A 23,430-nucleotide genomic window follows, 5' to 3' on the forward strand; every position below is an offset into this window, starting at 1 on the left:
AAAGCATCGCGTGACGCAGGATCCGTGATGACCGCATCCGGTCCCGTCCCATCACGTGCATCGGCTCGCGCTCTGCCCACAGTAAACCGCAACCGACGGTGCCGTGGCCGGGTTGGCCCTTGGGGCCGCCTTAGCCGAGGGCCGCGCTGCCTCGTTGGAGCGAAAGCGGCGCTACGGCCCGCTCCCGCAGGGACGGCGCCGAAGGCCCCAAGGGCCAACCCGGTCGCGGCTTCCCAAACCCACGAGCGTGAGGCGGCCAAGTTACGAATAGCACGAGCCACCCAGCGGCGGTCCTCAACCAAAGAGCGACGAGCCGCACGAAATCGCTCCCGTAGTGCGAGAAGCACCCTTATTTTGCCGCTGCCTCCAATGCTGCGAAGTCCTCGCCGCTCAACTGAATATCCGCCGCGCCGACATTTTCAATGAGGTGGTCGACGCTGCCCGTACCGGGAATCGGCAGCATGACTTTCGAGCGCTTCAGCAGCCATGCCAGCGCCACCTGACCATTGCTGGCCTTCAGGCGTTCGGCGATGCGGCTGAGTACCGAGTCGGGCGTGGCAAGCTTGCCGGCCGCCAGCGGGAACCAGGGGATGAAGCCGATCCCGTGCTTGTCGCAGTAGTTCAGCACCTCTTCGCTCTGCCGATTGGCGAGGTTGTACAGGTTCTGCACGGTGACGACGTCGAAATGTTTGCGGGCGGCTTCGATTTCCTCGACGTTGACCTCACTGAGGCCCACGTGGCGGATCAGGCCCTCCTTCTGCATATCGGCGATGACGCCGAACTGTTCTTCACGCGGAACCTTCGGGTCGACGCGGTGCAGCTGCCAGAGGTCGATCCGTTCGACGTCCAGGCGGCGCAGGCTCATGAGGACGCACTGGCGCAGGTACTCGGGCCGGCCGACCGGCGCCCAGATATCCGGCCCATGGCGGGTCAGGCCGCCTTTCGTCGCTATCACCGTATTTTTATAAGGATGCAGGACGTCACGAATGAGGTCCTCGCTGATGTAAGGCCCGTAACTGTCCGCCGTGTCGATCAGGTTGACGCCGAGTTCGGGCAGTTTCGCCAGCGTTTCGCGCGCACGCGAGGGGTTCTCGGGATTGCCCCAGATGCCCTTGCCCACGATCCGCATGGCGCCGAAGCCGAGTCTGTTGACCTTAAGGTCACCGCCGATCAGGAATTGTCCGGATGCCGCCGCATTGGGTTGGGTTGCCATGGTTTTGATCCTTGGGAGGGGAAGATCGTCGTTAAGACATCGGGACGGGGGCTCTCAACGACAAGTGCTTCCGGACATGAACCAAGAACCGGTCTTTTTTACATAGAAACCCGGCTGGCAGGGGCATATGCTCGTCGGAAGCGCCTGCACGGGCCGACAATCTGAACACCCCGGAGACAGCTATGTTCGTATTGCGCGTCAATGGCGAAGACCGTACGGTCGACGTTCCCGCCGACATGCCCTTGCTCTGGGTATTGCGGGACGTCGTCGGTCTGACCGGCACGAAGTTCGGTTGCGGCATCGCCCAGTGCGGTGCCTGTACCGTCCATCTGGACGGCCAGCCGATCCGGTCCTGCGTGATGCCCGTCGGGAGCATCGGACAGAAGGCGATCACGACGATCGAGGCCATCGGGCAGACGCCGGAGGGACAGAAGGTCCAGAAGGCCTGGCTCGATGTCGATGTGGTCCAGTGCGGTTACTGCCAGTCGGGACAGATCATGTCCGCCACGGCGCTGCTTACCCGGACGCCCAATCCCAGCGACGCCGATATCGACGCGGCGATGTCCGGAAACATCTGCCGCTGCGGTACGTATGTGCGCATTCGCGCGGCGATCAAGCAAGCCGCGACCGGCAAGCCCGAAGTCATGCAGACGATCGTGAGCGGCCCGGCCGGAGGTGCGCCATGAGCATCGTCGATCCGAAATACCAGAATGAGATCGACTTTGGTCGCCGTCGTGCCATGCAAGCTGCGGGCGGTGGGCTGGCCATCGCGTTTCTCTGGATGGGCGGAGCGGGCAAGGTTGCCGCCGCCATCAATGCCCGCCGCCAGCCGGACGATGCCGCGGCAGCGGCGGCCGACGGCAATCCTCCCTTCGCTCCCAATGCATTCATTCGCGTCGACAAGGATGGCAGTGTCCGTCTGGTGATGCCGAACGTCGAAATGGGGCAGGCGATTTATACGGGTGCCTGCATGATGCTCGCCGAGGAACTCGGCGTGGGCCTCGACCAGATCAAGGCGGAGCATGCTCCGCCGAACGAACCGCTTTACGGCACGCCGCTGCTTGGCGGTCAGATCACCGGCGGTTCGACCAGTACGCGCGGTACCTGGCAGACGCTGCGCGAAGCGGGCGCGGTGGCACGCGAAATGCTCATCGCGGCGGCGGCGGCGCAATGGCATGTCGAACCGGAAAGCTGCTCGGTATCGCGCGGCGTCATTACACATGTACCGTCCGGTCGCACGATCGGTTTCGGCGCTGTCGCCGATGCCGCGGGCGCACTGCCGCAGCCCGCCCAGGTGAAGCTGAAGGCGCGCAAGGATTTCGAACTGATCGGCAAGCCGCTGCGCCGTGTCGACTCGCCGGACAAGGTAACGGGCACGACCCAGTTCGGTCTGGACGTCCGCGTGCCGGGCATGAAGATCGCCGCGGTGAAGGCATGTCCAACGTTCGGAGGAAAGCTTGGCCGCGTGGACGATGCGAAGGCGCGGGCCATGCCCGGTGTCATCGATGTCATTCGCATCGATAACGCCGTCGCCGTGGTGGGCGAGCATTACTGGGCAGCGAAGCAGGGCCTGGAAGCGCTGGATATCGAATGGAGCCCCGGCGCGAACGCCAATCTGACCACTGAGAAGCTGGTTGCCGATCTTATGGATGCCTCGCTCAACGGCAAGGCGATCGTCGGGCGCCAGGATGGCGAAGAAAACGTGTCGGGCAAGGCGATCGATGCGGTGTTCCTGTCGCCGATGCTGGCGCACGCAACCATGGAGCCTCTGAATACCACGGTGCATGTCACACCCGGTCAATGCGAGATCTGGGTCGGTACGCAGGTACCTGTGCGTGCCGTGGAGGCCGCCGCGAAAATTACCGGCCTGCCCGTCGAAAAAGTGATCCTGCACAATCACTACATTGGTGGCGGATTCGGACGCCGGTTGGAAACGGACTCGGTCGAACAGGCCGTGCGGCTGGCAAAGAACGTGTCCTATCCGCTCAAAGTCGTGTGGAGCCGCGAAGAAGACATCCGTCACGATATCGTGCGGCCGATGTACTACGACCGCATCTCCGCCACGTTGGGAACCGATGGCCTGCCGTCGTCCTGGCGGCATCGCATTACCAGCGGAACCGTTCTCGGGCGTTGGGCGCCCGGTGCGATGGGCAAGAACGGCATGGACAGCGATGCCATCGAGTCGGCGGCCGACCTGCCTTACGACCTGAAGAACGTCCATGTGGAATGGGTTCGCCACGATATGCCCGACGGCCTGGTGGTCGGCTGGTGGCGTGGCGTCGGACCGACGCATAACCTTTTCATCGTCGAAAGTTTTGTCGACGAACTGGCGCATGCTGCCGGCAAGGAGCCGCTCGAATACCGTCGCGCCATGTTGCAGAAAAATCCTCGTGTTCTGGCGTTGCTGAATCTCGCGGCTGAAAAGATCGGCTGGGGCTCGCAGCCGTTGCCGGCGCGCGTGGGTCGCGGCATCGCCGTCGGGTCGCCCTTCGATAGTCATGTCTGCGCGATTGCGGAAGTGGAAGTCACCGCGCAGGGAGAGGTGAAACTCCGGCGTTTCGTGGTGGCCATCGACACCGGCATCGCGATCAATCCGGGTTCCATCGAAGCGCAGATGCAGGGTGGACTGCTGTTCGGCCTGAGCGCCGCGCTATACAGCGGCATCACCGTGAAGGACGGCGCCATCGAGCAAAGCAATTTCCACGATTACCGCAACCTGCGCATGAACGAGGTTCCGCTGGTCGAGGTGCACCGCATCGACAATGACGAAACGCCAGGAGGTATCGGCGAAGTCGGTACGGCCATCGCCGCACCGGCGCTGGCGAATGCCATCTTCGCGGCCACGGGCGTGCGCTTGCATAAGCTGCCCGTCGACCGTTCGCTGTTGGTTGCCAGCCCGGACGCACTGAAACAGACGGTCGCTTCGGCGACGGTCGGGGCGGGAGGGACGCCGGTATGAAACGCTTCCTCGGATTTATCGTCATCGTGGTAGTGCTGGGCGCCGTTGCCTACTTCCTGCTTAATCGCACGGACAAGAACGACGGCACCGCGCCGGCCATTGCCGGTGCACCGGCAACCGCCGATGTGCTCGCGCGAGGCGAATACCTGTCGCGTGCCGCCGACTGCATCGCGTGCCACACCGTTCCCGAAACCGGCAAACCCTTCGCGGGTGGCGTGGCATTCAAGCTGCCGTTCGGCACGATCTATTCCAGCAACATCACCGCCGATGCGGAAACCGGGATCGGCAGCTGGAGCGACGACGACTTCGTGCGCGCCGTGCGCGAGGGTGTGCGTAACGACGGCAAGCATTTGTATCCTGCGTTTCCGTATACCTCGTACACGCAGTTGAGCCGCACCGATGTGCTGGCGATCAAGGCCTATCTCTTCAGTCTTCCGAAGGTGAAGCAGGCCGATCGGGAGAATGATCTGTCCTTCCCGTTCAATCAACGCTGGGCCATGGGCTTCTGGAACGCGGCTTTCTTCCGTAGCCAGCGCTTCGTCGCGGATGCGTCGAAATCGCCGGAATGGAATAGTGGCGCGTATCTCGCGGGGGCGTTGGGTCACTGCGCCGAATGCCATACGCCGCGCAACATCGGCTTCGGGCTGGAAAACAGCAACGCGCTGGCGGGTGAGGAACTCCAGGGCTGGCGTGCGTACAACATCACGTCGGACCCGAAGTACGGCATCGGTGGATGGTCGGACGATCAGGTCGCGCAATACCTGCGGACGGGGCATGCGGATGGACATGCGTCGGCATCGGGACCGATGGGCGAGGCGATTGCGCATAGCCTGCAATTCCTCACGCCTGACGACACGGCCGCGCTGGTTGCCTACCTGCGCACGGTACCGGCGCGAGAGGGTAAGCACCCAGTCGACGTGGATGCGAAGCCAGCCGCTGCGCTGGCCTCGACGAATGCCGCACCCGGTGGCGACGATGCCGCCAACGCCATGGGACTGCGCTTGTTCGAAGGCGCGTGCGCGAGTTGCCATCAATGGAATGGTGCTGGCCAGCAGGTGTCGCACGCGAGCCTTATCGGCACGCGCGGTGTGAACGATCCGAAGGGCGCCAACGTTACGCAGGCCATCCTGCAAGGCGTGAAGATGCGCGTGAACGATACCGATGTGTACATGCCGGCATTCGGTCATGCCTACACCGATACCGAAGTGGCTGCGCTCGCCAACTACGTCATCGCGCACTTCGGTAACAAACAGGGAACGGTCACACCCGATGACGTCGCGAAGAAAAGAGCGCTATAAGAAGAAGCATGGGCTTCCGGGGTTTGGCGTACGCCTGCGCTTCTGACCGGCATCAATGGGCGTCGACCTGCTGTGCCGGGGTCGGCGCCCCCACTGGTCTGATCAGCAGCACCAGCGGTAGCGCAAGCACGAACAGCATGGCCATCAGCCAGAGTACGTCGGCGAAAGCCAGCGTTGTCGCCTCGCGCCGGACAAGGCGGGCAAGCATGGCAATGGCCTGCTCGCCAGCCTGCGCCGCATCCGATCCGTGCTGGATCAGGTGTTGCCGGATGCCGTCGAGTGTCGCCGAGGCGCCGGTCATGTGCTCGTTGAGACGCAGCCAGTGCAGGTTGAGGCGGTCGTTGAGCACCGTATTCACCGCCGCTATACCGACGGCGCCGCCGAGATTGCGCATCGTATTGAATAGCGCGCTGGCCATCTTCAGGCGCTCGGGCGCCACCGATCCGAGCGCCATGTTCGTCGCGGGCACGATGCAGAACAGGATGGCGAAGCCGCGTACCACCTGGGGCCAGAAGAGTTCTGCACCGGTCCATTCGCTCGCGATAAACGACATCATCCACAGACCCGCGGCGAACATGCACAGGCCGAAGGCGATCATGATGCGCAGGTCCAGGCGTCTGGACAGGTTCGCGGCGATCGGTGCGGATGCGACCATTGCGACGCCGGCGATGAATACCGCATTGCCTATCTGGTGGGCATTGAAGCCGCGAACGCGCGCAAGGAACAGAGGCAATACGTAAACGGCCGCGAAGATGCCGAAACCGGTGACGAAGTTGAACAGGCACCCCAGGGCGAACGTGGGATGGCGCAGTGCTTTCAGGTCCACCAGCGGATGCACGCTGCGTAGCGTGCGGACGATGAATGCGATACCCGAAATACCGGCGATCCACGCGACGCCGCGAATCGTCTCGTCGTCCATCCAGTTCCAGCGATAACCTTCTTCCAGCACATATTCCAGTCCGCCAAGCGACATGGCGAGCAAGAGCAGCGATATGAAATCGAAGTGCTTCATCAGCCCGGGATCGGGTTCGTCGACGCGGCCGAGAATGGGAATGGTCGACACGATGACGATGCCGGGGAGAATGTTGATGAAGAACAGCCAGTGCCAGGACCATGTATCGGTGATGTAACCGCCCAGTGTTGGCCCGATCGTCGGCGCCAGTGCGCCGAGAATGCCGAGCACCGCGGGTACCATGGCACGCCGCTTGCCTTCGAACAGCGCGAAACCTGTCGCGAAAACCGTGGGGATCATCGCGCCGCCGACGAAGCCCTGGATGGCGCGGAACGCGATCATCGATTCGATGTTCCATGCCAGTCCGCAGGCGACGCTCGTGACGGTGAACGCCGCCGCCGAGGCTGTGAACAGCCAGCGCGTGGAGAATGCCCGCGACAGCCAGCCGGACAGCGGAATCATCACGATTTCGGCCATCAGGTAGGCGGTCTGCACCCAGGACGATTCGTCGGGACCGGCCGCGAGACCTGCCTGGATATCGTTGATCGAACTGGCGACGATCTGGATGTCCATCAGGGCCATGAACTGACCCAGCGCCATCAACGAGAACAGGAGCAGCTTGCGCGACTCCGGCATGCCGGCGATCGTCGAGGTCATCGCGGAGCGTCGCGCGTGTCGACCGTTGCGATAACCGAAAGCCCCGGGCGCAACTGGCCCAACGTGCCCGATGCCCCTTCCAGCCGTACCCGCACTGGCACGCGCTGCACGATCTTGGTGAAGTTGCCCGTGGCGTTTTCCGGAGGCAGCAGCGAAAACTGCGCGCCCGTGGCCGGCGCGATGCTTTCGACGCGACCGTCGAAGCGCTCTCCGGGTAACACATCCGCGCGGATGTCCACATGTTGTCCCGGGTGCATGTCGGCGAGCTGGCTTTCCTTGAAGTTCGCGTCGATCCACATGCCGGAGGCCGGCACGACGGACATCAACTGGGCGCCGATCGTCGCGTAGGCACCGGGACGTGCGGAGCGATTTCCGACTACGCCATCGATGGGCGCGAGAAGACGTGTGTGCTCCAGGTTGAGCTCGGCGACGCGCAAGGCGGCCTGCGCTTGCGCGAGCGTCGCGACCGCCTGGCTACGTTCCGCATCGATGACGTCGAGCTGGCGCTCGCTCGCCTTCACGGCCGAACGAGCACGTGCGTCGTCCGCGAGACTTTTCTTGTGCGTGGCATCGGCCTGATCGAGTACCTGCCTGGACACGGCGCTACCCACGATGTGCCGGTAACGCTCGACATCGGTTCCCGCACGAACGACTTCCGCGGCGGTGGCGAAGGTCCCGGCGCGCTTCTCGTCGATGGTCGCCGACTGCAGGTGCCGCCGCGCGTCGAGATTCGCGATGGCGGCCCGCGCCGATGTCACGGCCGCCGCAGCCTGTTCCGCCTGGGCGCGGTAGTCGCGATCGTCGAGCCGCACCAGTAGTTCGCCCGCATGGACCCGCTGGTTATCCGTTACGCGTACTTCGTCGATGAAGCCGGCGACCTTCGGTGCGATCGCCGTGATGTCGCCGCCCACGTACGCATCGTCGGTCGTAGCGAGGAAGCGACCCAGTGTCCACCAGTGCCAGCCCCACGCCACCGCGCCCAATGTCGCGACCAGTACGACGCCGAGCAAGAGGACTCCCCGTCGCATGCGACGGGGGCGAACATCGGCGGCGACGGCATTCACGCCCAGGGAGCCAGATAGGCGGCCGGCGTGGCATTGAATCCGGCCTTCACCGCGCGCGATGTGTCATCGGCAAGTACCTCTTCGGCGCCCGCTTCCAGACCTTCCACGACCCGGGCGGCGACGTCTTCGGGACTGATCTTCGGCGCGTTCACGGCGCGGACCATATCCGTGTCGATGAATCCGGCATGGACGGCCATCACCAGCGTGCCCTGCTGGCGCAGTTCGTTGCGCAGACCGTTGGTCAGTGCCCACGCAGCCGACTTGGAGACCGAATAGGCAGCGATGCCGGAAAGGCTTGTCCAGCTAAGCGCGGACAACATATTCACCAGCGCACCGCCGCCGTTGCGTGCAAGGATCGGCGCGAACGCCTGGCTGACGGACAGGACGCCGTAGAGGTTCGTATCCAGCACGTTGCGCAGCGCTTCCGTACCTTCGGCCGTGGCGAGAGCGGCCGGGGCCGCGGCGATGCCTGCATTATTGACGACGATCTGGACGTCGCCGCACGCCGCCGCCGCGGCAGCGACGCTGGCCGGATCGGTCACATCGAGCTGTACGGGGATCAGTCCGACATCGGGCACGGTGGAAGGGGCTCGCGCGCCGGCATAAACCTTCGACGCGCCGGCAGCCAGCAGCGCTTTGGCATAGGCCAGGCCGAGACCGCGATTGGCACCGGTAACCAGTGCGACGGAACCTTGGATTTTCATGGTGAAGCCTCGTGATTTAGCGAAGGACGGGAGAGGCGCCGGGCGCCTTTGCAATGATGATCATAATTTAATATGATACGCATCATTCAAAAACGCAAGAGGCACAGGGCGGCCGTACAATCGTCCGATCGAGTGGAGTCGCGAACATGCGCTACGACAAAGGCCATAAAGAAATCACCCGCCAGAGAATCCTCGAGGCGGCGGCCGGGCGTTTCCGTTCCGAAGGCATCGAAGCCGTGGGCGTCGTCAGCCTGATGAACGAGGTGGGCCTGACGCAGGGTGGTTTCTACAACCACTTCCCATCGAAGGAAGACCTGGTTCGCGAGAGCCTTTCAGACGGTTTCGAGTCGACGCTGGATCGACTGAAAGCCCGCGTCGCCGCATCGCGCGGCGATGGACTGAAGGCGTTGGTGACCGGCTATCTCAGCGTGGAGCATCGCGACCATCCGGAACGCGGCTGCACCGCGGCGGCGCTTTCGTCCGAAATCGGCCGCCGTCCCGATGCGACGCGCGCGGCCTTCACCGAGGGGTTCGGCGGTGTCGTCGAATTCGTGGGCGAGAACCTTCCCGATACACTGAAGCCGAAACAGCGTCGTGCGCTGGCCGTGGCCATCTTCGCGTCGATGGTGGGCACGATGTCGCTGGCGCGCGCCGTCGACGATCCGGCGCTGTCGGAAGAAATCCTCGTGGCCGGTCGCCAGGCGGCGATCAGCCTGGGGTCTTCAAGCGTGTAATCAGTGTGCCGGCGGCTGACCCATGGCCGCTGTCTTTTCCGCGATTTTCGCGCGGATCGCGGGAATGGCGGCCAGCGCCGCACGTTCGCCTTCCAGAATGGCCACGTTTTTCTGATCGAAATCCGTTGGGCCGATCATGCCGACCTTGGGACGGATGATGATGTCCGCGCGCGCCAGTTCCTGCTCGGCCAGCTTTCTGCCCATGATCGTGATCGACTGGCCGACGATGCCGACCATGTTGCCGGGATTGCTGCCGCTGGGTTTGGTCGAGATGTCCACGGCAATAACGATGTCGGCACCGAGCTGACGTGCGGCATCCACGGGGACCGGACTGACCAGGCCGCCATCCACGAAATGCTTGCCTCCGATTTCCACCGGCTCGAAAACGCCGGGGATGCTGCTGGACGCACGCACGGCCTGACCGGTGTTGCCGCGTACGAAGATCGCCCGTTCGCCGGTTTCGAGTTCCGTGGCTACGGCGGCGAACGGTGTGCGCAGCTTTTCGACCGGCAGGTGGTGGACGAGTTCGTTGACGTAGTCTTCGAGTTTCTGACCCTGGACCAGTCCGCCGGAAAAGAAGCGGACGTCGCGAATCTTCGATTCGTCGAGTGCGAAAGCCTGCTGCTGCAACGCGAACGCATCCATGCCGCTGGCATACATCGCGCCGACGACGCTGCCGGCGCTGGTGCCCGAGACCACGTCGACATGAATGCCGCTGGCTTCCAGCATTTTGATAACGCCGATATGCGCGAAGCCCTTCGCCGCGCCGCCGCCCAGCGCGAGGCCGATACGCGGCGTCGGACTAAGGAAGGGAAGCGTGGTCGCGGGCGTTGTGTCCGGCTTCGTGCCGAAACACCCGCTGAGGAGCACCGCCATCAGAACGGGAAGCCAGGTGCGGGCGCGGCGGAACGACATGGGGTGGCCTTGGGACAGAAGGTCGGTGATGCCGGATGATCGGGCGTGCACGCGGCGCGCCGCGGGCCGAAACATGGCGGGGATGAGACGCGCGACAGATTGTCGCGCGTCTTCCATGCATTTACTCGCGGGTATCGTCCGCTTCGACGTGGTAACGCGTGGCGATCTCGATTTCGTTCTTCGAACCGAGGAACACGGGCACACGCTGGTGCAGGGCGGTCGGTTGCAGATCCATGATCCGTTCGCGACCCGTCGTGGCGGCGCCGCCGGCCTGCTCGACGATGAACGCCATGGGATTGGCTTCATACATCAGGCGCAGTTTGCCGGTGCCGCCGCTGGCCTTGATCTTGGCATCGATGGGATAGATGAAGACGCCGCCACGGGTCACGATGCGATGGACATCCGCCACCATGGAGGCGACCCAACGCATGTTGAAGTCGCGCCCACGCGGACCGGTCTTACCCGCCAGCAGCTCGCCGATATAGCGCTGTACCGGGGCTTCCCAATGACGCTGGTTCGACATGTTGATGGCGAATTCGCCGGTTTCCACCGGAATCATGGCGTTACGGCGCGTCAGCACGAAGCTGCCGTGCTCGCGGTCCAGCGTGAACTCGTGGACGCCGTGGCCGAAGGTCAACACCAGCAACGTGCTGGGTCCGTAGACCACGTAACCCGCCGCGACCTGCTCGGTGCCCGGCTGGAGAAAGTCGTCGACTTTCGGCTCCGTAACGTCGTCCGGGCAACGCAACACCGAAAAGATGGTGCCCACCGAGACATTCACGTCGATGTTCGACGAACCGTCCAGCGGATCGAATAACAGCAGGTGGTTGCCCTTCGGATACATATCCGGAATCGGCTGCGGATCTTCCATTTCTTCCGAAGCGCAGGCCGCCAGATGACCGCCCCAGGCGTTGGCTTCCAGCAGGATCTCGTTCGAGATGACGTCGAGTTTCTTCTGGGCTTCGCCCTGCACGTTGTCAGTGCCGGCATTGCCGAGCACCCCACCGAGCGCACCCTTGCCCGTGGCGACCGAAATACGCTTGCAGGCACGCGCGACGACCTCGATCAGCAGGCTCAGCTGGGCATTGATATGCCCCGCGCGTTTTTCCTCGATAAGGAACTGGATCAGCGAAATGGGTCTGGACATGGAGGTGGACGGTTCCTTTAGCGAAGGTGGGTATTGTCGGGTGGCTGGCTTCGGGGCGCTAGTAGAGCGGGGGTTGGGGGTGGGTAGTGGGGGCGTAGATCCGGCAATAGTTCGAGGGGGCCGGCATCGTCCGGCGGAGGCAGCGTCCGCGTGGCGTTTGTCGTTCCCTCAAGCGTTCGCCGGACATGCGCCCCCACTACCCACCCCCACCCCCCGCTCTGCTGACAGTACGTTGTCAGTAGCCCCCCCTCAGACTCTTACTCCACGGTAAGGGAGAGGGAACGGTCATGCGCGACGCAGTGTATTTCCTGGTGTTCGACGGTTTCGCCGACTGGCAGACGGCGTTGGCGCTCTATGAGATCCGGCGGCCTTGCGACTGGCGGGTCCGGGTCGTCGCGCAGTCGATGACGCCGGTGCAGTCGGCCAGCGGTCTTCGGGTGACGCCCGACGAGACGCTGGATGCGCTGGAACCGGCGCGCGCCGCGCTGGCGATTCTGCCCGGCGGTCACGCGTGGGGGCGAGGGCGGCTGGATTACGTGGCAGCGGCGGCCCAGCGCATTCACGACGCCGGAGGCACGGTCGCCGCCAGTGGTACGGCCATGCTCGCCATGGCGCATCTGGCTGGTAAGGAACGTTACCTCTGCGCCAGCGAGCACGGCAGCGTGGAGTTCGCCAGGGGCGTCATCGCCGCGCTCGATCTGTACGACCCGTCGGACCGGGAAGACTGGTACCGGCTGTTCAAACACGGCAACCCGGCCATCGCCTGAGGAGACACCGGATGAATCGCATTCTCGAACGTCTCGCTATCGCTTACGCGCCGCTGGGTCAGCGCGGCCTGCTCTTCGACGGACAGTATCGCTTCGCGGCAAAAACGAGCGGCGACGTGCCGCCGGCCGATCGTCGCAATGTGCGCCCCGCAAGGGCGAGCACGGCCTCCACGCTTCGCATTTACGCACGGACCAAAGGAATCGCCCGATGAAGAAGACCTATCACGGCAGTTGGATGAGTGAGCCCGGCGAGACGAGGCATTTGTGAAGCTGGGGATGGGGGATGGGAAGTGGGGGCGCTGTTCCGACGATCGTTCGAGGGCACTCGTATCGCTCGGCAGACGTAGCGTTCACCGGGCAACTGTCGTTCCCTCAGGCGTTCGCCGGAAACGCGCCCCCACTTCCCACCCCCCATCCCCAGCTAGTGCCTTCCGGCGCTGGCGCCCATCACTTTCTTCCGCAAAGATCACCGAATGCGTCGAGCCGACCGCTTATTCCTCATTATCAATGCGCTACGTGGCAGGCGGACAGCCTTGCCCGCGCGCCAGCTGGCAGCCACGCTGGAGGTTTCGTTACGTACGGTTTACCGCGACGTGGCCGATCTTCAGCTTTCCGGCGTACCCATCGAAGGCGAGGCCGGCGTCGGCTACGTGCTTCGCAAGGGCTCGGATATCCCGCCGCTGATGTTTTCCGCCGACGAACTCGAGGCGCTGGTCACGGGAACGCGTTTCGTACGCGCTTTCGCCGGCGAGCGTCTTGCCCGCGAGGCACAGTCCGCACTGATCAAGATCGAGGCGGTACTTCCGCCCGACCTGCGCGAGCGTTCGGCGCAGTCGCGCATTTACGCGCCGATATGGCGCGATGCCTTCCAGACCCGGGTCGCTGTGTTGCTGGATCAGCTGCACGCGGCCATCGTGGCGCGCAGCGTACTTTGTCTGGATTATCGCGACGGCGAAGGCCGTACCAGCGTTCGCGAAGTCGAACCGTTATGTCTTTCGTTCTGGGGTGGCGCCTGGACGCTGGGCAGCTGGTGCCGGATGCGGCAGGGTTTCCGTAACTTCCGTCCCGATCGCATCGACGTCTGCCGTGTGTCGGGCGAAACATTCGACGACGGTCCGGGACGGAATCTCGAGGCGTATCTGGGAACGATGCGTGGGGATTACGAAGGGTTTGAGTGAGTTCGTAACGACATCCCGGGGTTCCTTTAACGTTCCACGTCCCTCACCGTCTCCCCTGCGCAGGCAGGGGTCCAGTACGGTGCAAAGGGTTTTCGCGACGGGGTTCGTTCATGCTCTCAAAGCATGATCGTGCGCGTTTAAGCATTCCGGTCGCGATCGCCCTGGGCCCCTGCCTGCGCAGGGGCGACGGTGAGGGGTAGACAGGGCGCTGCGCCCGGGGACTTTCGGCACCCCCGATCCAGGCGCTTCAATGCGATCATCGACCGTTCCCCCCGATAGACCCGGATAACGCATGAACCGTTGGACCCAAGGCCTGCTCCTGGCCGCCCTGGCGACCGGCGCCGTACACGCCGAACAACCCGTCGCGACGCCCGCCGATGCCGCCTTCCGAACGATCTACACCACCGAATGGGCGTGGCGTAACGGGCAGGCAGGCATCCAGACTTCCGGCGAGTCCCAGCCGGGTTCCGGTCGTCTCGATCAGGTCGATGCCGCCAGCCAGCAGCGCAAGCTGGCGTACTGGACCGACGTGATGGCCAGGCTGGACCGTATCGACCCGAAGACGCTGAGCGACAGCGCGCAGATCGACTACGCCATCTATCGCGAACAGATCGGCAATTTCATCGCCACCCAGCGTTTCGGTCAGTGGCAGATGCCGTTCAACAGCGACTCGGCCTTCTGGTCCGACATCGGCTACCAACTGGGCGGCGACCGGCTGCGCACGCGCGACGACTACCGCCGCTACGTCGACCGCCTCGGCGATATCCCGGCGTTCGTCGATCAGGAAATCGCCAACATGCGCCTGGGTCTGGCGCGCGGCTTTACCGTGCCGCGCGACGTCCTGGCGGGTCGCGACGTCTCCATCGCCGCTGTCGCCGACCTGAAATCGCCCGAGGACAGTGCGCTTTACCAGCCGCTCACCACGATTCCCGCCAGCATGCCCGCTGCCGACGCCGAGAAGCTTCGTGCCGACGCGCGCCGGGTCATCTCAGGAAGCGTCGTGCCGGCTTACGCGAAGCTGCTGCGCTTCTTCCGCGAGGAATACGTGCCGCATGCGCGCTCTACCCTGGCCGCCGAAGCGCTGCCGGACGGCAAGGCTTACTACCAGCAGCAGATTCGCGAATACACGACGCTGGAGCTGACGCCCGACGAGATCCATGCGATCGGTCTGCGCGAGGTCGCGAAGATCCACGCCGAGATGCTGTCCACCATGGCCGAAACCGGCTTCAAGGGCAGCTTCCCCGACTTTCTCGCGTTCCTTCGCAGCGATCCCCAGTTCTACGCGAAAACGCCGGACGAGCTACTGATGCGTACGGCCTGGGTCGCCAAGCAGGTCGATGCCAAGCTGGGCCACTACTTCGGTCTGCTGCCGCGCCAGCGCTTTGCCATCGAGCCCGTGCCGGCGGACATCGCGCCGTATTACACCTCGGGTCGCGGCGGTCCGGACGTCTATCTGGTCAACACCTACGATCTGCCGTCGCGACCGCTGTTCAACATGCCCGCCCTCACGCTGCACGAGTCCATGCCAGGCCATGCGCTGCAACTGTCGCTCAGCAACGAGCAGACGGGTTTGCCGGCCTTCCGTCGCGATGGCTATATTTCTGCCTATGGCGAGGGCTGGGCGCTGTACAGCGAGTACCTGGGCAAGGAGATGGGGATTTACCACACCCCCTACGAACGTTTCGGCTACCTGACGTACCAGATGTGGCGCGCCTGCCGGCTCGTCGTGGACACGGGCATCCATCATTTTGGCTGGACGCGCCAGCAGGCTATCGACTATCTCGCATCGAACACGGCCCTGAGCCAGCGCGAGATCGCCAATGAGGTCGATCGCTATATCAGCTGGCCGGGTCAGGCGCTTTCCTATGAGCTGGGCTATCTGAAGATCCTCGAACTGCGCCAGCGAGCCGAGAGCCAGCTGGGCGAGAAATTCGACCTGCGGGCGTTCCACGACACCGTGCTGGCGCTCGGATCCGTACCGTTGCCGGTGCTGGAGAAACACGTCGACGCCTGGATCGTTTCCCGCCGGTAGCGTGAGCCCGGACACGGAACGAAACAGCTCGAGGACCTAGGATACGGTTCACACACGAACTTTCTCTGTGGAGTATGATTCGTCATAACTTCACAGGGAAACCTCGCGATGCACGCAGTCGTCCACGGTGAAACCCTTCCCGCCATTGCTGAACTCGGCGGACCCGCGCTCCGGGCGTTCTTCGCGCTGGCGGAGCGTTGGGACCTTCGGGTCGCTGAGCAGCGAACGCTGCTGGGCGATCCGCCCGAGTCGACGTTCTACAAGTGGAAGCGCCAGCAGGACGGCACGCCGTCGCGCGATGTGATCGAACGCATCAGCTACCTGCTCGGTATCTATAAGGACTTGCAGATACTCTTCCCCGACCACGAACAGGCCGACGCCTGGGTCCGCAAGCCGAACGACGCGGCACTTTTCGGCGGACAATCCGCGCTGGAACGCATGCTTTCCGGCAACGTGGCCGATCTCTACGTCGTGCGTCAGTACCTGGATGCCCAACGCGGCTGGAACGGATGAGCGAGTTGCCACCGGTCCGGCGCATTCGCTGGAGCCACGCCTGGCGCATCGTTCCCAGCCGCTTTCCGCCGGTAGGAGTATTCGATCGCATCGCCAATCCCGCCGACATCGATGCGGTACTTGCCGTCGAATCGATGACCAATCCGCGCCTGCGCGAAGAAATGGGCGCGCTCCGCCTGGTGCCGCCCGAACGTCGCGTGTCGGGACAGGGCACCACGCCGATCATGGCCGCGTTCGCTCATATTAATCCCGAAGGCAGTCGTTTCTCGGACGGCCACTGGGGGGTGTTCTACGCCGCGCACAGCCTTGCCACGGCGATCGAGGAAACGGTGTTTCACCGGCAGAACTTCCTCGCCGCAACCCACGAACCGCCGACCGATACCGAGATGCGTTGCTACACCATGGCCATCGGAGGCCGTTTGCACGACATGCGCGGCGGCTGGATCGAAGCGCACGATCCGGACAGCTATGTGCGTAGCGCCGCACTTGCGCGCGAACTGCGTGCCGCGGGTTCCAATGGCATCGTCTACGACAGCGTGCGTCACGCCGGCGGCGAATGCATCGCCGCGTTTTATCCCGACCTGATATCGCCTTGCGTCCAGGCCGAGCACCTTATCTATCGATGGGATGGCACGCGGATTTCGGCGGTGTTGAAGGTGCAGGCCGTGGATCGGGGTAAATAACGACATGCCATCTCTTACGAAAGGTAACCGATGAAACGAATCGCGCTTCTCTTCGCGGCCCTGGTCCTGACCGTACCCGCCTTTGCCAAGGGCCCCGATCACAGCCGTTGGGAACCCGACATCCGTGCGTTCGAAACGCAGGATCGGGCACAACCGCCCGTCCCCGGTGCCGTTTTGTTTGTCGGCAGTTCGTCGATCCGCATGTGGACCAGCCTCTCTGCCGATTTCCCGGCATTCCGCGTGATCAACCGTGGCTTCGGCGGTTCGGATATCGATGATTCCACGGCGTTTGCCGCGCGGATCGTGACTCCCTGTCGCCCCAACGCCATCGTTATGTATGCCGGAGACAACGATCTGATGGACGGCGACTCGCCCGAGCAGGTACGCGACGACTTCGCGGACTTCGTGGCGCGCGTTCGCAAGGATCAACCTCAGGTTCCCATCGCTTTCATTTCGATCAAGCCAAGCGTTTCGCGGCGGGCATTGCTCGACAAGATATTGAAGTCGAACGAACTTATTCGCGAATGGGCGTCCAGACAGAAGGACGTCTCTTTCCTCGACATCGTTCCGGGCATGGTCGACGGACAAGGCGAACCCCGACCGGAACTCTTCATCGCGGACGGTCTCCATATGAACTCGAAAGGATATGCACTATGGACCGCGACGGTGGAGCCATGGCTCGAACAGCATGCAAAATCGGCCGAAATTAAACGAATGCCAAATACGACGGGTCGGTGATACGGGAACTTCACGGTCGAGGGACTATCTAAGTACTCGATCGCTGCGAAGCGACCTGCTGGCAACCGTGGTTTGTTATTAATCGGTTGTCCCGGGTTCCGCTAGTTCCCCTGCTAGCCCGAACCCGACGCGACCCCGGTATTTCCTCCCCTGGATGCCGGGGTTTATTTTTGTCCGTACCCTGGACTTGCGTACGAGCCATGGAACGTGGACGTGTGCAATGTCGTCGTAGTGAATGAGAAATTTCTTAAGAAATATTTAGATTGCGTTCGCTTGCGAGCCATGTACGCAATTCGAAAGCATGTCGGTGTAGTCGACATGGGCGCAATCCTGAACGAATGCCATCAAGCAACATAGCGCGTCGTTGAACTTCGTCCCCCGTGCCTCATCTAAGTATTCGATCGCTGCGACAGCGACCTGTTGGCAATCGGCGTTTTTTGTTACCGGTTGTCCCGGGTCCCGCTAGTTCCCCTGCTAGCCTGGATCCGACGCAACCCCGGCATTTCCTCCCCTGGATGCCGGGGTTCATTTTTTGTATCGCCTGAAACTTTTTGCATGCGCTTGCGATATTCGATATGCGCGTTGAACTTTCGGACGACGACCCCATCTAAGTTAGTGATCGCCGCGAGGGCGACCTGTTGGTAACCGGGAGCTTTCATTAGCCGGTTGCCCCGGGTCCCGCTAGTTCCCCTGCTAGATTCGGACCCGATGTAACCCCGGCAGCTCATCCCCTGGCTGCCGGGGTTTTTGTTTTTTCCAGACACGAAAAAGCGAACTCCTGTAGGAGCTCGCTTGCGAGCGAAAGCCAACGGAGCAGTGAAGATGTGGGTTGCATCCGCAGCCCGTAGATCGGGCTCGCGGAGGTGAGCATCCGTCTTCTTCGTCCTGTTGGCTTTCGTCCGCAAGCGGGCTCCTACAGGAAGCGATGCATCGTGCTGGGGGTTTTACGCAGTCTTACCCGCGTACGGCTTGATCGACGTATCGAAAGCGCGCCAGACACCGTCGATGCCTTCGATGTTCAACACCACCACCGACGAGGTCTGCGTGGCGGCTTCGAGGCGGCGAGCCTCGGTAACGGCGCATTCGAGCGCGTCGTCCCGTGAACAGAATTCCCCATACTCCGACTCGTTCTTCTGCAGCAGCCAGAGACCGGGACCAACGGATTCGTAGGGGATGTCGAAGACGACCACGGTAATCTCGGGATGAGAGGGGAGGTGGGCTCATCCTACGAGGCGGCTTGTTAGGCCGCCGTTGAGATCAGATTCAGTTGTCGGCGTTCGTTGCCCAGCCCTCACGGGTGCCCCGGGTGAAAACGCGATCCGTAGTCAGGATATCGCCGGCCGCGGCGGTAGCCCGGTCCGCCAGGCGGTTGTAGATGGGCGTGAAATCCGGACGCGTAGCGTCGAACAGCTGCTCGAAACTGTCGATGACGAAGTAGGTCTGCTGATAAGTATCGATGCGGTAGCGCGTACTCATGACGCGCTCCAGATCGAACCCGATGCGGTTCGGCGACGGCGAATCGATCGAATAGATCGACTCGCCCTTGGAGCTGACGATGCCTGCGCCGTAGATCCGCATGCCCGCATCCGTCCGGATCAGGCCGAATTCGACGGTGTACCAGTAAAGCCGCGTCAGGTTCATGAGGGCGTCCGGCCCGATGGCGTACGCCTTCATGCCGCCCTTGCCGTAGGCTTCCATGTAGTCGGCGAAAACGGGATTCAGCAGCAGCGGTACGTGACCGAACAGATCGTGGAACAGATCGGGCTCGGCAAGGTAATCGAGCTGGTCGGGCTTGCGGATCCACCAACTGACCGGGAAACGGCGGTGCGCCAGGTGATCGAAGAAGACTTCGTCGGGTAGCAGGCCTTCCACGGCAACCACTTCCCAGCCCGTGGCCGCGCGGAGTACCCGGTTCAGATCGTCGAAACGCGGAATACCGCCATCGCCCAGGCCGAAACGCGCCACGCCATCGAGAAATTCCTGGCAGGCATAGCCGGGCAGCAGTTCGCGCTGGCGGCGGTACAGCGTGTCCCAGACCTCATGATCGGTTTTCGAGTAGCTCGACCACGGTTGCTCCACGGTCCCCGTGGCATACACAGGCACGTAACCGCGATCGGTCTGTTGATGTTCGACGCGACGAGGGGTGTCCATGGAAGCCTCCTTAACGACTGTTCTTGCGGTAGGACACAAGCGTAGTCGCATTGCTGCGCAAGAAGCTTGCTTTGTTGCATCGAAAGGGTGACTGTGTGCAATAGTCGTGCGTATGAGCGGGGAGGTGAACAACAATCATGCAAGACCATGCCATGGATCGTATCGACCTCCGCATTCTGGCGGCCCTTCAGAACGATGGGCGCATGACCAATTCGGACCTGGCCCAGGTGGTCAATCTGTCGGCGTCGGCCTGCCTGCGCCGCGTCCAGCGCCTGGAATCCGATGGCGTCATCGGCGGATATGGCGCCCGGGTCAACCCGCAGGCAGTGGGTCTGGGCCTGCAGGCTTTCGTCAGGGTGCAACTGGCCAAGCACGACGGCGGCTCCATCGAGGGGTTCGTCGTTCGCGTCCAGGACTGGGACGAGGTGGTCGCATGCCATGCCCTGACCGGCGACATGGACTACCTGCTGCATGTCTATGTGGCTGATCTGGAGGGCTTCTCCCGTTTCCTTCTCGACAAGTTGCTGAACGCAGCGGGCGTTGCCGACGTCAACACGAGTTTTGTCCTTCGTACCGTCAAGGAATCCGGAAATCTTCCGCTCGGAGCCGCTTGAGCATGATTTTCGCCAGCCGGATAGCACGGGCTATCGCCATGCGTCTTAAGAAATTCCTTACTTCCCCTAGCGACGAAGCGCAGGCATCGTTACTCTTGTACGCTTGATGGAAGCCGCCTCCGACACCCTGCCGTCCCGCGACCGACTGCGTCCGCTGCGTTATCTGTGGCGGGTGCCGTTGCTGTTGCTGCATATCGTGTTCGGCGTTCTGATTTGCGCCCTGATCCTGAGTTGGGCTGGCGGCGTGATGCGCAACGGTCGCGAACCGTTTGCCCACCGCACGATCCGCTTCTGGTCGACCGGGTTGCTGCGCATCTTCGGTTTCCGCAGCCGTCGCTATGGCACGCCGCTGGCCGATCCCGTCTTGTTCGTCGCCAACCACACCTCATGGCTGGACATCGAGCTGATGCACACTCAGCGCGCCGCCTGTTTCGTCGCCAAGGCCGAGATCGCGAACTGGCCGCTGGTCGGCTGGATGGCTGCGCGGGGTGGCACCATTTTCCACCGTCGCGGTAATAATCATTCGCTGACCTCGGTCATGTCGGTCATGGTCGAGCGTCTTCGGGCCGGCCGGTCGGTCGCTGTTTTTCCCGAAGGCGGCACCGGCCATAACGGCGTGCTGCGCGTCTTCCATGCCCGCATCTTCCAGGCCGCCCTCGATGCCGAGGTGCCGGTTCAGCCCGTCGCGCTGCGTTTCGCGCGCGATGGCCATCGTCTGATCGATATCGGTTTCCGCGAAGGCGAAAGCTTCCTGGCGAACATCATCCGCCTGCTGGGCGAGGCGCCGCTGGATGCGGAAGTGCATTTCCTCGAGCCGGTACCGGCCTCGCCCGATGCCCGTCGCCGCATGGCCGAGAGCTCGCGTGAGCGCATCGCCGCCGCCCTGGAATCCGATACATCGGCATGAGCCTACCCAGCGGCACCGATTTCCGCCCGTCGTGGCCGCTGCGCAGCGGTCACCTGCAGACCATGCTCTCGTCCAGCGGTGTGCGTCGCCAACTGCTGCCGCGTCGTGCGCAGCAGGTACGCGAGGGCGCCGAAGACGTACTGGTGGATGTCGGTAACGGCGATCGTCTGAGCGGTAAATTCACCGCCCAGCGTACCGGCGAACCGTCCAAAGGCCTGGCCGTACTCTTCCATGGCTGGGAAGGCAGCGTCGATTCCACCTATGTTCTCCAGACCGGAAGCCGGCTTCTGGAGGAAGGCTGGGACATCTTCCGCCTCAATTTCCGCGACCACGGCGAAAGCCATGCGCTGAACGAGGCATTGTTCCATTCGTGCCGCATCGACGAGGTCGTGATCGCGCTGCGCGAAATCGCGCGCATGTACCCCGCGCGGCCGATGGCGCTGGCCGGATTCTCGCTGGGCGGAAACTTTGCACTGCGGGCCGCCATGCACGCGACCGCGCACGACATCCCGCTTTCCTACGTGCTGGCGGTGTGCCCGATCATCGATCCGGCCGAAGGCCTGCTCTCGCTCGAAGAATCGGCGCCATGGATTTATCGCGCTTACTTCATGAACAAGTGGCGTCGTTCGCTGCGGCTGAAGCAGGAAGCGTTTCCCACCCGCGAATACTTCGAGTTGACCGAACTGAGGCAGAGCATGAGCGAACTGACCCGTTCGCTCGTGCTGCGTCACACCGATTTCGGTTCGCTGGAAGCGTATCTCGACGGTTATTCGGTAGCCGGCGACCGGCTGCAGGACATGAAAGTGCCGGCCACGATCCTCACCTCCCGCGACGACCCGGTCATTCCGGTTGCCGCATTCGAGCAGCTGCGCCTGCCGTCCAATATCGAACTGGACATCGCCGACTACGGCGGCCACTGCGGTTTTATCCGTGATTTCGGCATGACCAGCTTCACCGATGACTATATCGCAGCCCGTTTCGCGGCCGTCGCGGCCGCGCATACCTGACCTTCGCGTCCGGGCACCTAATCTCATAAGCGGGAAACGATGGAAGGGCCATGCCGACGTCGTCGCCGTGAAGTACGCTTCCGTTTCCCCCCACACGGAGCACGACCCATGCGCCTTGTCCTGACGCTTGCCCTCGGCCTGCTCGCGAGCCCCGCTTTCGCGGCGACGCCTCCGCTGGACACGCTGAAACTGCCCCCCGGATTCAAGATCACGGTCTTCACCGATCAGGTACCCAATGCCCGCGAAATGGCCGTTGGCGCGAAAGGGACCGTCTTCGTCGGATCGCGCGACGTGGGCAGGGTTTATGCGCTGACCGACACCCATGGCGACGGCACGGCCGTCAAGGTGCGAACGATCGCGACGGGGCTTCAGCTACCCGTCGGCGTGGCGTTCCACAATGGCGATCTTTACGTATCGGCGGTGAGCAAGATCGTCGTCTTGCGCGACATCGAGAATCATCTCGACGCGCCGCCCCAGCCTGAAATCATCTACGACAAGCTACCCACCGAAACGCACCACGGCTGGCGCTTCATCGCGTTCGGTCCGGACAATAAGCTCTATGTGCCCATCGGTGCGCCGTGCAACATCTGCGATCGCGACGGCTTTGCGAAGCTCACCCGTATGAATCCGGACGGCACGGGTATCGAAGACGTGGCACACGGTATCCGCAACACGGTCGGCTTCACCTGGCGGCCGAGCGACAAGTCGCTATGGTTCACCGACAACGGGCGCGACGAAATGGGCGACGACATGCCCAGCGACGAACTCAATCACATCACCAAGACTGGCGAACACTTTGGTTTTCCCTATTGCCACCAGGGCGATACGCTCGATCCGGAGTTCGGCAAGGGTAAGTCCTGCAAGGATTACACCCCGCCAGTCTATAAGCTGGGTCCGCATGTCGCCTCGCTGGGCCTGCGCTTCTATGAAGGAACCATGTTTCCGGCCTCATATCGCGGCGCGTTGATCATCGCGTTGCACGGCTCGTGGAACCGCACACAGAAATCGGGTTATCGCGTGATGGTCGCGCGTCTCAATGCCAACAAAGTCGTGAGCTACGAGCCGCTGATCGACGGGTTCCTCAAGGACGAAAAAGTGTCCGGACGGCCCGCCGACGTTCAGCCGCTGGCCGACGGCAGCCTGCTTGTCAGCGACGATCTGAATGGCGCGATTTATCGCGTGACGTATTCGAAGTAA

Annotated in this window: 23 protein-coding genes; 15 read left to right on the forward strand and 8 right to left on the reverse strand. The window is 62.9% G+C overall.

Going from position 1 to position 23,430, the window contains the following annotated elements:
• Window positions 1–349: 349 nt before the first annotated feature.
• A complete protein-coding gene (locus AC3IR3_RS00165) occupies window positions 350–1,213 on the reverse strand; it encodes an aldo/keto reductase (RefSeq protein ID WP_489195019.1) in 864 nt (287 codons plus the stop codon).
• 182 nt (window positions 1,214–1,395) lie between these two features.
• Between AC3IR3_RS00165 and AC3IR3_RS00170 the strand changes: the two genes are divergently transcribed.
• Genes AC3IR3_RS00170 through AC3IR3_RS00180 form a run of 3 tightly spaced genes read left to right on the forward strand, consistent with a single transcriptional unit; the run spans window position 1,396 to window position 5,470 of the window.
• Window positions 1,396–1,899: a (2Fe-2S)-binding protein gene (locus AC3IR3_RS00170; RefSeq protein ID WP_489195021.1), complete on the forward strand. Its 504-nt coding sequence runs from the start codon at window positions 1,396–1,398 to the stop codon at window positions 1,897–1,899.
• Complete coding sequence (locus tag AC3IR3_RS00175) at window positions 1,896–4,172, forward strand: xanthine dehydrogenase family protein molybdopterin-binding subunit (RefSeq protein ID WP_489195023.1); 2,277 nt, start codon at window positions 1,896–1,898, stop codon at window positions 4,170–4,172. Before AC3IR3_RS00170 ends, AC3IR3_RS00175 begins: the two co-directional genes overlap by 4 nt.
• On the forward strand, window positions 4,169–5,470 hold the full coding sequence (locus AC3IR3_RS00180; protein WP_489195025.1) for a c-type cytochrome: 1,302 nt from the start codon (window positions 4,169–4,171) through the stop codon (window positions 5,468–5,470). Before AC3IR3_RS00175 ends, AC3IR3_RS00180 begins: the two co-directional genes overlap by 4 nt.
• 52 nt (window positions 5,471–5,522) lie before the next feature.
• Here the strand turns inward: AC3IR3_RS00180 and AC3IR3_RS00185 are convergent, their stop codons facing one another.
• Genes AC3IR3_RS00185 through AC3IR3_RS00195 form a run of 3 tightly spaced genes read right to left on the reverse strand, consistent with a single transcriptional unit; the run spans window position 5,523 to window position 8,847 of the window.
• Complete coding sequence (locus AC3IR3_RS00185) at window positions 5,523–7,079, reverse strand: DHA2 family efflux MFS transporter permease subunit (protein WP_489195027.1); 1,557 nt, start codon at window positions 7,077–7,079, stop codon at window positions 5,523–5,525.
• Window positions 7,076–8,143 carry an HlyD family secretion protein gene (locus AC3IR3_RS00190; protein ID WP_489195029.1) on the reverse strand — a complete coding sequence of 356 codons (1,068 nt, stop codon included), beginning with the start codon at window positions 8,141–8,143 and terminating at the stop codon, window positions 7,076–7,078. Before AC3IR3_RS00190 ends, AC3IR3_RS00185 begins: the two co-directional genes overlap by 4 nt.
• The gene (locus AC3IR3_RS00195) at window positions 8,140–8,847 is read right to left on the reverse strand and encodes an SDR family oxidoreductase (protein ID WP_489195031.1); all 708 of its coding nucleotides are present in this window, start codon (window positions 8,845–8,847) and stop codon (window positions 8,140–8,142) included. Before AC3IR3_RS00195 ends, AC3IR3_RS00190 begins: the two co-directional genes overlap by 4 nt.
• Window positions 8,848–8,993: 146 nt before the next feature.
• Here AC3IR3_RS00195 and AC3IR3_RS00200 point away from each other — a divergent pair, with 146 nt between their 5' ends.
• Window positions 8,994–9,581 (forward strand): TetR/AcrR family transcriptional regulator, encoded by a 588-nt coding sequence (locus tag AC3IR3_RS00200; protein WP_489195033.1) that lies wholly within the window; start codon window positions 8,994–8,996, stop codon window positions 9,579–9,581.
• Here the strand turns inward: AC3IR3_RS00200 and AC3IR3_RS00205 are convergent, their stop codons facing one another.
• Together AC3IR3_RS00205 and AC3IR3_RS00210 are read right to left on the reverse strand one after the other, a co-directional pair.
• Entirely contained in the window at window positions 9,582–10,496 is a 915-nt protein-coding gene (locus AC3IR3_RS00205) for a patatin-like phospholipase family protein (RefSeq protein ID WP_489195034.1), read from the reverse strand.
• Between the two features lie 121 nt (window positions 10,497–10,617).
• Entirely contained in the window at window positions 10,618–11,643 is a 1,026-nt protein-coding gene (locus AC3IR3_RS00210; protein WP_489195036.1) for a class 1 fructose-bisphosphatase, read from the reverse strand.
• Between the two features lie 287 nt (window positions 11,644–11,930).
• Here AC3IR3_RS00210 and AC3IR3_RS00215 point away from each other — a divergent pair, with 287 nt between their 5' ends.
• From AC3IR3_RS00215 to AC3IR3_RS00245, 7 genes are all read left to right on the forward strand, one after another.
• On the forward strand, window positions 11,931–12,410 hold the full coding sequence (locus AC3IR3_RS00215; protein ID WP_489195038.1) for a DJ-1/PfpI family protein: 480 nt from the start codon (window positions 11,931–11,933) through the stop codon (window positions 12,408–12,410).
• An 11-nt stretch (window positions 12,411–12,421) separates the two neighbouring features.
• Window positions 12,422–12,622: a hypothetical protein gene (locus AC3IR3_RS00220; RefSeq protein ID WP_489195039.1), complete on the forward strand. Its 201-nt coding sequence runs from the start codon at window positions 12,422–12,424 to the stop codon at window positions 12,620–12,622.
• 261 nt (window positions 12,623–12,883) lie between these two features.
• Window positions 12,884–13,588, forward strand: coding sequence for a helix-turn-helix transcriptional regulator (locus tag AC3IR3_RS00225; RefSeq protein WP_489195040.1), 705 nt, complete (start codon window positions 12,884–12,886; stop codon window positions 13,586–13,588).
• 292 nt (window positions 13,589–13,880) lie between these two features.
• Window positions 13,881–15,620 carry a DUF885 domain-containing protein gene (locus AC3IR3_RS00230; protein WP_489195042.1) on the forward strand — a complete coding sequence of 580 codons (1,740 nt, stop codon included), beginning with the start codon at window positions 13,881–13,883 and terminating at the stop codon, window positions 15,618–15,620.
• 108 nt (window positions 15,621–15,728) lie between these two features.
• On the forward strand, window positions 15,729–16,133 hold the full coding sequence (locus AC3IR3_RS00235) for an MbcA/ParS/Xre antitoxin family protein (protein WP_489195044.1): 405 nt from the start codon (window positions 15,729–15,731) through the stop codon (window positions 16,131–16,133).
• On the forward strand, window positions 16,130–16,816 hold the full coding sequence (locus AC3IR3_RS00240) for an RES family NAD+ phosphorylase (protein ID WP_489195046.1): 687 nt from the start codon (window positions 16,130–16,132) through the stop codon (window positions 16,814–16,816). Before AC3IR3_RS00235 ends, AC3IR3_RS00240 begins: the two co-directional genes overlap by 4 nt.
• Before the next feature lie 30 nt (window positions 16,817–16,846).
• Window positions 16,847–17,554 (forward strand): SGNH/GDSL hydrolase family protein, encoded by a 708-nt coding sequence (locus tag AC3IR3_RS00245; RefSeq protein WP_489195048.1) that lies wholly within the window; start codon window positions 16,847–16,849, stop codon window positions 17,552–17,554.
• 944 nt (window positions 17,555–18,498) lie between these two features.
• Here AC3IR3_RS00245 and AC3IR3_RS00250 read toward each other — a convergent pair.
• Both AC3IR3_RS00250 and phhA read right to left on the reverse strand, forming a co-directional pair.
• Entirely contained in the window at window positions 18,499–18,744 is a 246-nt protein-coding gene (locus AC3IR3_RS00250; protein ID WP_132142760.1) for a hypothetical protein, read from the reverse strand.
• Window positions 18,745–18,817: 73 nt separating this feature from the next.
• Window positions 18,818–19,705 carry a phenylalanine 4-monooxygenase gene (phhA, locus tag AC3IR3_RS00255; protein ID WP_489195050.1) on the reverse strand — a complete coding sequence of 296 codons (888 nt, stop codon included), beginning with the start codon at window positions 19,703–19,705 and terminating at the stop codon, window positions 18,818–18,820.
• A gap of 152 nt (window positions 19,706–19,857) precedes the next feature.
• Between phhA and AC3IR3_RS00260 the strand changes: the two genes are divergently transcribed.
• From AC3IR3_RS00260 to AC3IR3_RS00275, 4 genes are all read left to right on the forward strand, one after another.
• Window positions 19,858–20,319 carry an Lrp/AsnC family transcriptional regulator gene (locus AC3IR3_RS00260; RefSeq protein ID WP_489195052.1) on the forward strand — a complete coding sequence of 154 codons (462 nt, stop codon included), beginning with the start codon at window positions 19,858–19,860 and terminating at the stop codon, window positions 20,317–20,319.
• 106 nt (window positions 20,320–20,425) lie between these two features.
• Window positions 20,426–21,226, forward strand: coding sequence for a lysophospholipid acyltransferase family protein (locus tag AC3IR3_RS00265; protein WP_489195054.1), 801 nt, complete (start codon window positions 20,426–20,428; stop codon window positions 21,224–21,226).
• Entirely contained in the window at window positions 21,223–22,233 is a 1,011-nt protein-coding gene (locus AC3IR3_RS00270) for a YheT family hydrolase (RefSeq protein WP_132142752.1), read from the forward strand. Before AC3IR3_RS00265 ends, AC3IR3_RS00270 begins: the two co-directional genes overlap by 4 nt.
• Window positions 22,234–22,341: 108 nt before the next feature.
• Window positions 22,342–23,430: a PQQ-dependent sugar dehydrogenase gene (locus AC3IR3_RS00275; RefSeq protein WP_489195055.1), complete on the forward strand. Its 1,089-nt coding sequence runs from the start codon at window positions 22,342–22,344 to the stop codon at window positions 23,428–23,430.

It is taken from the genome of Luteibacter sp. GL_149 (assembly GCF_057834065.1).